The following is a 12,685-nucleotide window of genomic DNA, read 5'->3' on the forward strand; positions in this document are numbered from 1 at the left end:
CTGGACCAGAATCCAGATTACAGTCTAAATCATGGTTGAAATCAGATCCTACGGTCCGTGGGCGGTGATCACCGGTGCCTCGTCCGGCATCGGTGAGGCGTTCGCCGAGCACCTCGCCGCAGCCGGTCTGCACCTTGTCCTGGCGGCCCGATCCACCGACCGGCTCGAAACCCTCGCCACCGCGCTGACCTGTGCTCACGGCATCAGCTGCCGGGTGGTCACCGTCGACTTCGGCAGGACCGAGGCCGCCGCCGAGCTCGTTGACGCGACCGCGGATCTCGATGTGGGTCTGCTGGTCTCCAACGCCGGCACCGGTCGCCCCGGCCCGCTGCTCGACCAGGACCTCGCCGACCTGCACCGCCGGTTCACGATCAACGCCACCACGCACCTGGATCTGGCCCACGCCTTCGGGCGGCGGTTCGTCGCCCGTGGCCGGGGCGGCATCATCCTCGTGTCGGCACTGGGCGCGGTGCACGGGCTGCCGAACATGGCCCACGAGAGCGCGGCCAAGGCCTACGTGCTCAACCTCGGTGAGGCCCTGCACTACGAGCTCGCCGCCGGCGGTGTCGACGTCACCGTGCTACTGCCGGGCAACGTCGACACCCCGATCATCGACGCCTACGGCATCGACCGTGCCGCGATGCCGATCCGGCCCCAGCCGGTCCAGGCCGCCGTACGCGAGAGCGTGGCCGCGTTCCTGCGCGGTCGGCCCACCCACATCCCTGGCCGGTCGATGCGGATCATGACCCGGCTGCTGCCCCGCACCCGGTCCATCCGCCTCAACGGCGGGATGCTCGGCCAGGCCGCCCACCGCCTCGCCGAGCGGGAAGCCGCTGCCACGGTGGCCCCGTCGTGAACACCGCTGCCCTGCCCGCCGGAGTGGAGCGGGTCAGCCGGATCCCGTACCGGTTGCTCAGCTGGGGCGTGCCGATGGGGCCGCTGACCCTGCTGCGTACCCGGGGCCGGCGCAGCGGCCTGCCGCGTACCGTGCCGGTCGTCACGCTGCGGCACGCCGACCTCGCCTGGCTCGTCTCACCGTTCGGTGTCACGCAGTGGGTGCGCAACATCCGCGCCAACGGCCGCGCCGAACTCGGTCGCGGACACCGGTTCCGCACCGTCGGCCTCGTCGAGGTCGACGGCGAGACCAAACTGGACGTCCTGCATCGCTACCGCCGCGCGTTCGGGTTCATCCCGTTCGTCCGGCAGGCCTTCGACGCCACCCCCGGCGACGGTCCGTCCGCGTTCCTCGCCGAAGCGGACCGCCACCCGGTTTTCCTCCTCCAGCCGCCCGGCTGACCCGCTCACTCGCTGGCGAGCCCTCGTGCCCTGTCGCATCAGCCACAGGGGCGGAGTACGTAGACAGCCGAACTGCCTGATCCACTGTCCAGTTCGGCTGTCTGCAGGTCGGTCACCGGTACCTTGATTCGCTGTCCAGTTGCGCCGCTGCCTGCGTCGGCCCACACCTCGACCGTCCCGCTGGCGGGTAGCTGCCGTGGCCCGATCACCAGGATCTGAACCTCTGCCATCGCATGTCTCCTGCCTGCTCGCGCCGGCGGTCGCGCCGGCTGCCACGAAAACAAGGATGTCGCCGAATTGTCGCCCGCGCGACGGCTTCCATGACGACGTTCCGGCGACCTGCAGGGCGACATTCCGGCGACACAAGGGCTACGATCACTCGCATGACGACCACTCCGAACGCGACGTTGCGGGCTGTGCGGATGGGCCTGCTGATGAGTCAGGACGACTTCGCCCGCGCGCTGCGGCAGGCAGGGGATCGCGCCGGAATGCCCAACGATGCGAACAAGCGCCTCGTGCAACGCTGGGAGGCTGGGGCGATCACCTCGCCCCGTCCGGCGTACGCGCGTGCCCTGGAATCGGTCACCGGCCTGCCGATCAGCTCGCTCGGCTTCACTGTGGCGGTCCCGCATGCCCGCAGCGCCGACGCCGGCGAGGATGGAGCCGGCGGCCGGGGTGGCGAGGGCGGTGACGAAGCTCGGGGTGCTCAGATGTCGGCGACCGGGCAGGCATCCACCCCGGTGCCGCGCGGTGGCCCTGCCCCATTGACCGCGCCGACCGGCAACTACTCCGGAGTGTGGCTGTCCCGGTACGAGTACCACAGCTCCGGTCGTGGTGCCACGTTCACCGGTCGGCACTATGTCGTGCTGCTGCAACACGGTGACCGGCTCACCGTGCGCAGTCTGCCTGGTTCCTCCGACGCGCCGCTCACCATGGACCTGACCGTCGACGGCAATGTGGTCACCGGGACCTGGATCGAGCAGACCGCGCCGCAGGGCTACTACCGCGGCGCCCGGTACCATGGCGCGATCCAACTGCTGGCCGAGCCTACCGGGCGTCGGCTGACCGGAAAGTGGATCGGGTTCGGTAAGGAGATGGACGTCAACACCGGCCCGTGGGAGCTGGTATTCCAGGATGCCAGCACGAACAAGGCGACTCTGGCCGCCTACGACCGCCGGCCCGATCCGGAGCAGCAGCCCGCCGCCTCATGATCAGTGGCTGCCCTCATGATCAGATGACGGAGATTCGGCCGACACGCCGACGGGCGCCCAGCAGAGCATCAAGTGATCATGGTCCGGTAGCGCGTCGCCGAGGAACCCGCCACCCGATCCACAGTCGAGTAGTTGTCCACAGTGCGGCCCTACCTGGGTCGTCTGGTGGCTGAGGTCGCGGCAGCGTAGCCGAGCATGAACGAGGTGATCGAGGAACTGTGCCGGCGCAGCGGCGGTGTGGTGACCCGTCGCCAGGCCCTTCAGAGGGTGCCGCGCTGGGTGCTGGACGACGCGGTACGCGCGGGTCGACTGCGGCGCGTTCTGCCGGGCGTCTACGTGGCGGCCGGATTGATCGGCGAGGCCCGGAGCGGCATGTCGCCGATCCAGCTGCTCGGCCCGCAGCCACGACGACGTGCGGTGCTGGCCCACGCCGACGGTCGGGTCGCGTTCAGCCACACCACCGCACTCGATCTCTGGGGGCTGCGCCAGCAACCCACTGCCGAGGTACTGCACCTGACGGTGCCGATCGGCGTGGGAATTCGCAGCCAGGCCGGCCTGACCGTGCACCATCGACCGGCGTTCACCGTCGGTCCGCCGCAGGTGGTGGTACGCGACGAGGCGCCGGTGACGCGGCTGGAACGGAGTCTTGTCGAGTCCTGGCCGCTGCTGCCGGCCGCCGACCGGCCGGCTCCGCTGATCCGGGCTGTCAACGACAGACGGACTAACGCGGTCCGGATCAGCGCAACTCTCAATGAGCTGCCGCGACTCACCGACCGGGCCGCATTGCGGACGTTGCTGGCGAAGCTCGCCGCCGGCTGCCGCAGCCAGCTGGAGATCTGGGGCCACGAGCACGTATTCGTCGGTGCCGGGAGGCCCGACTTCCAGCGGCAATATCCGGTCCGGCTCGGCGGCCGCACCATCTACCTGGATGTGTACGCCGAGCGGGAACGGATCGACTTCGAGCTCGATGGAGCCGCCTCGCACGGCAGCCCTGCCCAGCGTGAGGTCGATCTGCGACGGGACGCGCTGCTGGCCACCGTCGGCATCCAGGTGGTGCGGTTCGCACACCGACGACTGGTGCACGAACCACAGCAGGTCCGCCGCGAGATCCTGACCATCCTCCACCGCCGCCGGGGGTACGGCTGATCAGTCGACGTCGGCGAGGATCGACTCCGGGGTGCCGGTGGCGCGCAACAGCACCGGCCGGTCGGTGACGGTCACCTCGGCCGCTGTCTTGGTCGGTGCGGCACCGGCCGGCCCGGCGTGCAGGCTCGGCACCGCGGACACCCGTACCGCGTCGTCGACCTCACCGGACCAGACGACCAGGGTGCTCTCCCCGCCCTGCTGGAACGCGACGCCGATCAGCCCGTCCCGGCGGACCGGAGTGACGGTCGCACCACGGGCCGCCACCGCCAGGCTCTCGAACATCCGGCCGGCCTCACGTTCCGTACCATCGGGGTCGAGCAGGCCGTAGCGAACCTCGCTGCCGGCCCGGTTGTTCGGGTTGTAGCCCAGCGGCAGCCACATCACCTGCCGGATACCGCCGGCCAGCAGCATGGTGGAGACCTTGACGACCTCCTCGGCCCGGCTGACGTCGTCACCGTCACCGTCGCGCCAGAACTGCCCGACCTCCCACGCTTCGATCGGCACGTCGGCCGGGGTCTGTGCCGCCAGGTAGTCCAGCAGCGCCGGTACGCCGTCGAAGTGTTCGTAGTAGTGCACCTGACGCAGCTGCACCACGCCGTCGTCAATCAGTTGCTCGGTGGCGGCCAGGAAGGCGACGTTGCGTACGTTGGTCTCGTTGTCGAGCGCGGTCCGGAGCGTCTCGATCGTGTCCACCTCGGGGATCTTGCGGCCCCGGGTGCCGATCCGCCGCTGAAAGTACGCGTTGTAGGCGGCGATCGCCTCGTCGTCGCGGCCGGCTTGGACCAGCCGGTCGACCACTCCGAAGCCGTACGCGACACTGCTGATGCCGGAGTCGACGACCACCGCCTCCGGGTTCGCGGCATGCACCGCCTCAGCGGCGACGGTGACCAGCTCGACGTACTCCTCGGGGGTGCCGCGCCAGTACTGCGGGGCGTTGACCTCGTTCTCGATCGCGTACTGACGGACGCCGTAGGGCGTGTAGCGGCGCACCACGTCACCGACGAACTGCCGATAGGCGGCCATGTCCAGCGGCATCGTCGACTCGGTCTTGTTGGCCTGGCCGCGGACATGTTCCGGGGTGCCACCGGTGGTCCAGCACATCTCGGTCCGGATCTTGATGTTCAGCACGATGCCGAGTTCCCGGCTGCGTTGGGCGATCTGGTCCAGGGCCGACCAGTCCTGTTGCCCCTGGGTCGGCTCGATGCTGCACCAGCTGATCTCATGGTAGGTGGCGGACCCGGACAGTTTGCGCAGGTACGGGAGGAACTCGTCGTACCGGTTCCAGTCCCAGTGCGCGCCGAACGGGTGGGTGTCCTCGGGGTACGGCGGCAGGCTCGGCAGCGGCGCGCCGGTCGGTGGCACCGGTGGCGGGGTGGTGTCGGTGTCGCCGCTGGTGCAGCCGGCGAGGAGCAACAGCCCGCCGAGCGCCGCCGCCACCCAGCGCCGGGCCACGGTGTTCGGCCGGGTGACAGCGTTCATCGGTAACCCAGCTCGCGCAGCATCCGCCCGGAGAAGACCGCGACGAGCAGCCGCAGGAACGGATCCAGCTCCCGGCGGTAGCTGCCGACGCGGGACCGGTAGATGGCCGAGTCGGTGCCGGCGGAGGCGCGGCGTCGGTCCGCCTCACTGGTGTACTTTCCGGCCACGTCATGCGGTTTGTCGACGTAGTCGAGCACGCCTTCCTCCCACGGTTCGCCGAGGAACTCGAACAGCGCGCGCATCGACTTCTCCGGCTCACGTACCGCGTCCTCGTAGCGCAGCTCGTGGTAGCGGTCAGCCGGCAGGGTGGCACCCACCGCGCGGGCGGTACGAATGTAGCGCGGCCACTTGACGACGCACTTCACCGCCGACCAGTATCCGAACCGCTTGCGGTGTGAGACCACCACGTCGCGGCCGTCCCGGATCACGTGCACGATCTGCGCGTCCGGGAAGACCTCGGTGACGAAGTCGAGCGAGATCGCGTACAGCGGGGTCTTGTCGGCCCACCGGGCCTTGCCCCGACCGGCGGCGTAGTCGGCGTGCACGCCGCCGAAGAAGTCGGCGATGCGGCGCAGCCAGTCCTCCCGGGTGAAGCCGAAACGGGCCAGCCGCTCCCAGTCGGAGCCGACGATGCGTCGCAGGTCCGGCAGGAACCGGGTCTCCGGACCGCAGGAGATCCGGGAGTGCGAGTCGAGCACCAGCCGCAGGAAGGTGGTGCCGGAGCGTTGGCAGCCCACCAGGAAGATGGGCGCCGTCGGCGACTGCGCCACTTCGGCGGCGGCCTGCGCGGGGGCTTCAGCCATGGTCGGTCCTTTCCACGCTCACCGGGGTACGCCGGTCGGTGTCGGCTTGCTGAGGTGGGATGGTGGGGGACTGCGGGCGGCAGCTGGCAGTCAGTCGGGCGGTGAGTTCGTCGCAGAGCGTACGGACCGCCGGGTCGATCGGCAGCGGCTGGCGGTGGGGTGTGCGAGGGGCGATGTGCGCGGACAGTTCGGGGCGGTAGGCGATCCCGAGGAAGTCGCAGAGCCGGCGGACCTGCCCGGCCGGGTCGGCGATCAACGCGTCGTACGAGCTGAGCAGCACGTCGTCGCGGCGGTCCAGGCCGAGGCGGAAGTAGAGGGTGTTCCGGACGTACCAGAACAGGGCGGCGGCGGTGTGCCGGTCCATCCGCCGGTAGTCGAAGCCGTGGATCAGCTCGTAGGTGTCCGCGTCGAGGCGCTGTCCCTGCCAGCGGCGGCCGATGGTGCCGTCGGCGATGGCGGCGAGTGCCCGCAGGTTGGCGTCGCCGAACTTGGCCACTTCGGAGCGGGCCCGGTCGTCGACGTCGCGCCACGCCCAGACCGCCCGACCCGGTGCCATCCCGGGCAGGGCGAGCAACTCGTCCACTCGGTGGCTCTCGCACAGCGGTTTGACCAGGACGTACGCGTGCCGGCTCCGGTTCACCACGGCGGTCAGCACCGCGTCGTCGCGGAGTTGAAAACGATGGAAGACCCGCCGGTCGCTTTCGTTGCGGACTTCGAACTCGCCGGCGTTCTCCAGCCCGCGGACCAGCATGTTGGTGCCGGACCGTTGCAGGCCGACCAGGTAGACCGGAGTGGCCTGACCACGGGATACGCCGTGCCGGTGTCGCCAGCGCAGCTTGGTCCAGGCGGTGGTGGCCCGGTCGACCGGGTTGAGCCGGTCCTCCTCGACGAGGCGGCGGAGCCCTTCAGTGCGGATCCAACGGGCGTGCCGGGCGATTCGCCGCGCGGTCCAGGCCAGGGTGGAAGGCTCGTCGTCGTTCACCGGTCCTCCTCGGGCACGTCACCAGCCGCGATGGCCAGGCTGGGGCGAGGTCGGGCCGCGGTCAGGCTACCCACGGATCGGGGCGAAACGCCAGAACGCAGGCTGGTCAGCCACACAAGATCATCCGATCAGCTAGTTGGCGATTCGGTACTGGACTAACCCGGCGTGGGTGCATAGCGTGAGGCAGCAGCCAGGGCGGGAGCCCTGCGCCACCATAACCGGGTGGCCACACCCCGGTATCGAGCGAGCGGGCCGGACTGATGCGTGTCCTCCATGTGAACAAGTTTCTGTACCGTCGGGGTGGCGCCGAGGGGTATCTGATCGACCTCGCCGATCTGCAGCGCGCCGCTGGCGACGAGGTGGCGTACTTCGGGATGACCCACCCGGACAACGACCGGCCGTTGCCGTACGCCCGGCACTTCCCGCCGCACGTCGAGCTGGAACCGGCGCCGCGCGGGCTGCGCCCCCGGCTGGCCGCCGCCGGCCGGATGATCTGGTCGCCGGCGAGCCGCCGCGGCCTGGCCCGGGTGATCGACGATTTCGGGCCGGACGTGATCCACCTGCACAACATCTACCACCAGCTCTCCCCCTCGGTGCTTGCCGCCGCCCGCGACGCCGGGGTGCCGTGCGTGCTCACCATGCACGACTACAAGCTCGCCTGCCCCAGCTACCAGCTGCTGGACCAGGGCAAAGTCTGTACGAAGTGCGTCGATGGAGGCCCGCTACACGCCGCGCGGCGCAGGTGCAAGGACGGATCGGCATCCGCCAGTACGCTACTCGCTGTGGAGTCATGGATACACAGGCAGTCACGGGCCTACGGTCCGGTGGGGGTGTTCGTCAGTCCCAGCCGGTTCCTCGCCGACGTGATGCGCCGGGCCGGCGTCTACCCGGACCGGCTACAGGTGATCAACCACTTCGTGGACACGGCTGCCGTGGCGGTCAAGGACTCGCCGGGCGGGGGAGTGGTCTTCGCCGGCCGGATCTCCGCCGAGAAGGGAGTGGACACGCTGGTCGAGGCGGTCGCCCGGCTGCCCCGGCAGGTGCCCGTCCACGTGGCCGGCGACGGCCCCGCCCTGCCCGCGGTCCGTGCCCTCGCCGACCGGGTGGCACCCGGTCGGGTGCGGTTCCACGGCCGGCTGGACAAGTCTCGGCTGCATGAGCTGATCAGGTCTTCGGCGGCGGTCGCGGTGCCGTCTCGTTGGCACGAGAATCAGCCGATGGCGGTGCTCGAGGCGTTCGCCTGCGGCGTGCCGGTGGTTAGCACCGACCTCGGCGGGTTGCCGGAGCTGATCAGTCCCGGCGTCGACGGGGAGACCGTCCCGGCCGACGACCCGGTGGCGCTCGGCGACGCGTTGGGCAGGTTGGTCGCCGACCCCGACCGGGCGTACGCGATGGGCCGGGCCGCCCGGGACAAAATCGACCGTGACTTCACGCCCGAACTGCACCTGAACCGGCTCCGCGACGCCTATTTGGCTGCGGCGTTGACCGCCCCGGCCGGAACCCGACGATGACCGGCGCACCCTCCGCCGCCGGCACGCCCTCCGCCGCCGGTACGCCCGGCCCGTCGAGCCCTCCGGTCCGGGTGCTCTACCTGGCCGGCAGCGGTCGCAGCGGCAGCACCCTGATCACCACCGTCCTGGGACAGCTGGACGGCTGTTTCGCCGCCGGCGAGCTGCGCTACCTCTGGCAGCGCGGGATGCTCGACAACCGTCCCTGCGGCTGCGGCGCGCCGTTCGACGCCTGCCCGGTCTGGCAGGCGGTCACCGCCGAGCTGGCGGCCGCTGCCGGTCCGGCCTCGGCTGCCGGCCCGGATGCCGCCGGCATCGCCCGACGACTGCGGACCAGGCTGCGGATGCGGGACCTGCCAGCCATGCTGCGCCGAGCCGGTGCCGGACGGCGGGCCGTGCCGCACCACGCCGACGACGCCGCGATCGCGGCGGTCTATCCGGCGGTCGCCCGCCAGGTGAGCCGCAGCGGCGACGGGCCGGTGGTGGTGGTCGACTCGTCGAAGCTGCCACCGTACGGTGCGTTGCTGCGTGACCTGCCCGGCATCGACCTGCGGGTGCTGCACCTGGTCCGGGACCCGCGCGGCACCGCCTTCTCCTGGCGCCGCCGACGCGGACTGGACGGCGCGGCGGACCGCAAGCTGATGAGCCGCCCACCGGTGTGGAAGGCGGCTCTGCTGTGGCGGGTGTGGAACGCCGCCACCGCGCGATTCTTCGAAGCCGCCGGACCCGACCGCTACCTGCGGGTCCGCTACGAGGACGTGGTCGTCGACCCAGCCGGTGAGCTGCGCCGGATCGCGCTGTTCGCCGGGCTGGATCCGGCCGGGCTGCCGGTGGACGCCGAAGGCCGGGTCACTCTGGCCCCCACCCATTCGGTGGCGGGCAATCCGGCACGGCACCGTACCGGAGCGGTCCCGGTCAGCGACGACGCCGAATGGGTCCGGGCGCTGCCCGGCCGGTCGTTCGCGGTGGTCACTGCGGTGACGCTGCCGCTGCTGCGCCGCTTCGGCTACCCGGTACGGCGACCCACAGCACCCCCGGCCCCGGCCGTGCCCCCGGCCAGGGCCCAGGGCGGGCCGGTCACCGCCACGACACCGAGCAAGGAAGGCTGACCCGATGCTGTCCGTCGTCGTGGGCACCGGACGGTGCGGATCGACCCTCGTCCAGGAGATCCTGGCCCGGCACCCGGCCGTCGGTTTCGTGTCCGGCCTGGACGACAAGCTGCCCCGGCTCAACCTGGCCGGTCGCCGCAATGGCCGGCTCTACCGCCGCTCGACGCCCCGGCCGGCCGGCATGACCTCGCTCGGGCACAGCCGTCGCCTGCTGGAACGCGGCCGGCTGCGGGTGGCGCCGTCCGAGGCGTACCGGCTGATCGACCGGCAGGTGATGGCCGGCTACTCCAGGCCGTGCCGGGACCTGCGCGCCGACGACCTCACGCCGTACGTGGGCCAGCGGCTGCGCGCCTTCTTCGACCGCCGGGTCGAGCGGCAGGGCTGCCAGGTGCTGCTGCAACACGTCACCGGCTGGCCCCGCACCGGTTGGCTGCACGCCGCGTACCCGGATCTGCGGGTGGTCAACGTGGTCCGCGACGGACGGGCGGTGGCCAACTCGTGGCTGCAGATGGGCTGGTGGGACGGCTGGCGTGGGCCGGACAACTGGTTCCTCGGCCCGCTGCCGGCCGACCTGCGGGCCGAGTGGGAGGAAGCCGACCGGTCATTTCCGGTGCTGGCCGCGCTCGGCTGGAAGATGCTGATGGCCGCGTTCGCCGAGGCCCGCGCCAGCCACCCGGCCGGCCAGTGGCTGGACGTACGGTACGAGGACCTGCTGGTCGCCCCGCGCGACGAAGTAGCCCGGATGCTGGACTTTCTCGGCCTCGACTGGTCGCCCGCGTTCGACCGTGGCTTCCGCCGGTACGAGTTCCACAGCGGTCGCGGGGCGGCGTACCACCGGGAACTGAGCCCGGAGCAGTTGGCCGCGGTGGACCGGGTGCTGGAGAAGCCGCTCGCTGAATGGGGTTACTGACCTCGCCGGGCTCGTACCCCGCCGGCGTCGTACCCCCGCTGCCTCTATCGCGGCTGCCTCTATCGCGGTGGCCGGCAACCGGCCTAGAGTGGTGCGGGCAGGCCCGTACCCGGGCCGGTGTCCGGGCGGGAGGCGCAACCCGCCCGGTCGGGAAGCGCCGCGCCGACACGGTGACCGTGCCGGATGCTGTCGTGACCAGCCGGCCGGTGTCCGCTGCCCGCACCACCGGTCGGTGTACCACGGCCGGGCAGTTCCACGCCGGTAGCTTATCGGGCCGTCACCTCGCACCGGTCCAACCAGGCGCCGCACCTGCGGCGCGGGATGGAATCCCAGTGACGACAACGGGAGAAGGACCATGGCGCGACCCATCACGCTCTTCACCGGCCAGTGGGCCGACCTGCCGTTCGAGGAAGTGTGTCGGCTGACCTCGGAGTGGGGCTACGACGGCCTGGAGATCGCCTGCTGGGGCGACCACTTCGAGGTCGACCGGGCGCTGGCCGAGGACGACTACGTCGAGCGCAAGCTGCAGACCTTGGCCAAGTACAACCTTAAGGTGTACGCGATCTCCAACCACCTGGTCGGCCAGGCGGTCTGCGACCACCCGATCGACGAGCGGCACCAGGGGATCCTGCCCGCCCGGATCTGGGGTGACGGGGAACCCGAGGGCGTCCGGCAGCGGGCCGCCGAGGAGATCAAAAACACCGCCCGGGCCGCCGCGAAGCTCGGCGTCTCCACCGTCATCGGCTTCACCGGCTCGTCGATCTGGCACACCCTGGCCATGTTCCCGCCGGTGCCACCGGAGATGATCGAACGCGGCTACCAGGACTTCGCCGACCGGTTCAACCCGATCCTCGACGTGTTCGACGAGGTCGGGGTCAGGTTCGCCCACGAGGTGCACCCGAGCGAGATCGCCTACGACTACTGGACGACCCGGCGCACCCTGGAGGCGATCGGCAACCGGCCGGCGTTCGGCCTCAACTGGGATCCGTCGCACTTCGTCTGGCAGGAACTGGACCCGGTCAACTTCATCCTCGAATTCGCCGACCGGATCTATCACGTCGACTGCAAGGACGCGAAGGTCCGTACCGGCGACGGTCGGCGCGGCCGGCTCGCCTCCCACCTGCCCTGGGCAGATCTGCGGCGGGGCTGGGATTTCGTCTCCACCGGGCACGGCGACGTGCCGTGGGAGGACTGTTTCCGGGCACTCAACGCGATCGGCTACGACGGACCGATCTCGGTCGAGTGGGAGGACGCCGGAATGGACCGGCTGGTCGGCGCCCCCGAGGCGTTGCGGTTCGTCCGTCAGCAGGCGTTCGACGCCCCGACGGCGGCGTTCGACGCGGCGTTCTCCAGCAGCCGGGACTGACCTGGCCGCCGTAGGACCGACGGCGGCGACCGCACCGGGACGACCGTGGGCCGGTCGCCCCCGTCAACGGGGGTGACCGGCCCACGCGTACGCCGTGATCTCGACGGTGAGTGCCGGCGTCAGCTGGCGCTGGACCCGGTGCCCTTGCCCGGCTTGGTCCCGGATGCCGCCGCACCGGTGGATCCCGCCGAGGCGCCGGTGCCCAGTCCGGCGTTGGCGAGACTGTCGTCGGAGGCGGTCAGGTGGTCGTGGCCGTTGAGACGTTCGCCCAGTCGGGTGTGGCTGAGCCGCTCCCGGCCTTCCGCGTAGATCCGGTTGGCCTGAGCTTGCGCCACCCCGGCGGCCTCCTGCACCGTCGGGTGGTCCATCACCTTGCGTGCGTTGAGTACCAGCTCGTCGTACTTCTCCCGGCCGGCGCGGGCGCCCAGGACGAAACCCACGGCCACCCCGCCGATGAACCAAAGTTTTCCGCGCATGGCGGCTCCTTTCGTAACCTGACCCGGTGTGCCCGTCGGCCGTCGGTCCGGTCCGGTGCCGGCTGGCCGATGAGCGACCCGGTCGTGCCTTCGTCATCTGTCTGGTGCTGTCTACCCATCCTGCTCCCTTCTTACGCGTCAGCGCAGACAACTCGGTCTTTTGTCCGTTTCAGTAGTCTCCTGATCGGAGCTTGACCGGGCGGGCCACGCTGTGCACCCGGCCGGTCCGGGACGGTGGACCCGGTCGCCCATCCGGCGGTGGCGTCCTGTACTCTTGTCCCGTCGCCAGGCGGCCGGAGAGATCCGCTGCCGGCTACGCAGCGGTCCCCCGTAGCTCAATTGGCAGAGCAGCCGGCTGTTAACCGGCAGGTTTTTGGTTCGAGTCCAAACGGGGGAGCT

At 70.7% G+C, this 12,685-nt stretch carries 13 protein-coding genes and 1 tRNA gene; 9 read left to right on the forward strand and 5 right to left on the reverse strand.

All coding sequences use genetic code 11. The features are described from left to right. The first annotated feature begins 31 nt into the window (after positions 1-31). Together ACFHWT_RS00605 and ACFHWT_RS00610 are read left to right on the forward strand one after the other, a co-directional pair. Positions 32-856: an SDR family NAD(P)-dependent oxidoreductase gene (locus ACFHWT_RS00605; RefSeq protein WP_416592632.1), complete on the forward strand. Its 825-nt coding sequence runs from the start codon at positions 32-34 to the stop codon at positions 854-856. Beyond that, a complete protein-coding gene (locus ACFHWT_RS00610) occupies positions 853-1,296 on the forward strand; it encodes a nitroreductase family deazaflavin-dependent oxidoreductase (RefSeq protein WP_416592633.1) in 444 nt (147 codons plus the stop codon). Before ACFHWT_RS00605 ends, ACFHWT_RS00610 begins: the two co-directional genes overlap by 4 nt. Positions 1,297-1,334: 38 nt before the next feature. Here the strand turns inward: ACFHWT_RS00610 and ACFHWT_RS00615 are convergent, their stop codons facing one another. Next, complete coding sequence (locus ACFHWT_RS00615; RefSeq protein WP_416592634.1) at positions 1,335-1,526, reverse strand: hypothetical protein; 192 nt, start codon at positions 1,524-1,526, stop codon at positions 1,335-1,337. A 153-nt stretch (positions 1,527-1,679) separates the two neighbouring features. Here ACFHWT_RS00615 and ACFHWT_RS00620 point away from each other — a divergent pair, with 153 nt between their 5' ends. Both ACFHWT_RS00620 and ACFHWT_RS00625 read left to right on the forward strand, forming a co-directional pair. Further along, a complete protein-coding gene (locus ACFHWT_RS00620) occupies positions 1,680-2,507 on the forward strand; it encodes an XRE family transcriptional regulator (RefSeq protein ID WP_416592635.1) in 828 nt (275 codons plus the stop codon). Between the two features lie 195 nt (positions 2,508-2,702). Next, positions 2,703-3,653: a DUF559 domain-containing protein gene (locus tag ACFHWT_RS00625; RefSeq protein ID WP_416592636.1), complete on the forward strand. Its 951-nt coding sequence runs from the start codon at positions 2,703-2,705 to the stop codon at positions 3,651-3,653. On the opposite strand, the gene ACFHWT_RS00630 is transcribed toward ACFHWT_RS00625, so the two are convergent. The 3 genes from ACFHWT_RS00630 to ACFHWT_RS00640 are packed head-to-tail and all read right to left on the reverse strand — an operon-like array spanning position 3,654 to position 6,917. Then, a complete protein-coding gene (locus ACFHWT_RS00630) occupies positions 3,654-5,132 on the reverse strand; it encodes a hypothetical protein (protein WP_416592637.1) in 1,479 nt (492 codons plus the stop codon). Beyond that, a complete protein-coding gene (locus ACFHWT_RS00635; RefSeq protein ID WP_123602908.1) occupies positions 5,129-5,935 on the reverse strand; it encodes a sulfotransferase family protein in 807 nt (268 codons plus the stop codon). The genes ACFHWT_RS00630 and ACFHWT_RS00635 overlap by 4 nt, the downstream gene beginning before the upstream one ends. Further along, complete coding sequence (locus tag ACFHWT_RS00640; RefSeq protein ID WP_416592638.1) at positions 5,928-6,917, reverse strand: hypothetical protein; 990 nt, start codon at positions 6,915-6,917, stop codon at positions 5,928-5,930. The genes ACFHWT_RS00635 and ACFHWT_RS00640 overlap by 8 nt, the downstream gene beginning before the upstream one ends. Positions 6,918-7,177: 260 nt before the next feature. Here ACFHWT_RS00640 and ACFHWT_RS00645 point away from each other — a divergent pair, with 260 nt between their 5' ends. The 4 genes from ACFHWT_RS00645 to ACFHWT_RS00660 all read left to right on the forward strand — a co-directional run bounded on the left by ACFHWT_RS00645 (position 7,178) and on the right by ACFHWT_RS00660 (position 11,810). Then, positions 7,178-8,428 (forward strand): glycosyltransferase, encoded by a 1,251-nt coding sequence (locus ACFHWT_RS00645; protein WP_416592639.1) that lies wholly within the window; start codon positions 7,178-7,180, stop codon positions 8,426-8,428. After that, entirely contained in the window at positions 8,425-9,534 is a 1,110-nt protein-coding gene (locus tag ACFHWT_RS00650; protein ID WP_416592640.1) for a sulfotransferase family protein, read from the forward strand. Before ACFHWT_RS00645 ends, ACFHWT_RS00650 begins: the two co-directional genes overlap by 4 nt. A gap of 4 nt (positions 9,535-9,538) precedes the next feature. Further along, positions 9,539-10,444 (forward strand): sulfotransferase family protein, encoded by a 906-nt coding sequence (locus tag ACFHWT_RS00655; protein ID WP_416592641.1) that lies wholly within the window; start codon positions 9,539-9,541, stop codon positions 10,442-10,444. Positions 10,445-10,799: 355 nt separating this feature from the next. Then, complete coding sequence (locus ACFHWT_RS00660) at positions 10,800-11,810, forward strand: sugar phosphate isomerase/epimerase family protein (RefSeq protein WP_416592642.1); 1,011 nt, start codon at positions 10,800-10,802, stop codon at positions 11,808-11,810. 119 nt (positions 11,811-11,929) lie between these two features. Here ACFHWT_RS00660 and ACFHWT_RS00665 read toward each other — a convergent pair whose 3' ends face one another. Beyond that, complete coding sequence (locus ACFHWT_RS00665) at positions 11,930-12,286, reverse strand: hypothetical protein (RefSeq protein ID WP_416592643.1); 357 nt, start codon at positions 12,284-12,286, stop codon at positions 11,930-11,932. Between the two features lie 324 nt (positions 12,287-12,610). Between ACFHWT_RS00665 and ACFHWT_RS00670 the strand changes: the two genes are divergently transcribed. Then, positions 12,611-12,683 (forward strand) — tRNA-Asn (locus tag ACFHWT_RS00670). Positions 12,684-12,685: the final 2 nt, after the last annotated feature.

The sequence above is a fragment of the Micromonospora sp. LOL_021 genome (assembly GCF_048060215.1).
Lineage (GTDB): Bacteria > Actinomycetota > Actinomycetes > Mycobacteriales > Micromonosporaceae > Micromonospora_E.

Coding starts and splice junctions, on each gene's coding strand:
- ACFHWT_RS00605 (WP_416592632.1), top strand. CDS start 32: ATGGTTGAAATCAGATCCTACGGTCCGTGGGCGGTGATCACCGGTGCC.
- ACFHWT_RS00615 (WP_416592634.1), bottom strand. CDS start 1,526: ATGGCAGAGGTTCAGATCCTGGTGATCGGGCCACGGCAGCTACCCGCC.
- ACFHWT_RS00660 (WP_416592642.1), top strand. CDS start 10,800: ATGGCGCGACCCATCACGCTCTTCACCGGCCAGTGGGCCGACCTGCCG.
- ACFHWT_RS00635 (WP_123602908.1), bottom strand. CDS start 5,935: ATGGCTGAAGCCCCCGCGCAGGCCGCCGCCGAAGTGGCGCAGTCGCCG.
- ACFHWT_RS00655 (WP_416592641.1), top strand. CDS start 9,539: ATGCTGTCCGTCGTCGTGGGCACCGGACGGTGCGGATCGACCCTCGTC.
- ACFHWT_RS00625 (WP_416592636.1), top strand. CDS start 2,703: ATGAACGAGGTGATCGAGGAACTGTGCCGGCGCAGCGGCGGTGTGGTG.
- ACFHWT_RS00645 (WP_416592639.1), top strand. CDS start 7,178: ATGCGTGTCCTCCATGTGAACAAGTTTCTGTACCGTCGGGGTGGCGCC.
- ACFHWT_RS00665 (WP_416592643.1), bottom strand. CDS start 12,286: ATGCGCGGAAAACTTTGGTTCATCGGCGGGGTGGCCGTGGGTTTCGTC.
- ACFHWT_RS00620 (WP_416592635.1), top strand. CDS start 1,680: ATGACGACCACTCCGAACGCGACGTTGCGGGCTGTGCGGATGGGCCTG.
- ACFHWT_RS00630 (WP_416592637.1), bottom strand. CDS start 5,132: ATGAACGCTGTCACCCGGCCGAACACCGTGGCCCGGCGCTGGGTGGCG.
- ACFHWT_RS00650 (WP_416592640.1), top strand. CDS start 8,425: ATGACCGGCGCACCCTCCGCCGCCGGCACGCCCTCCGCCGCCGGTACG.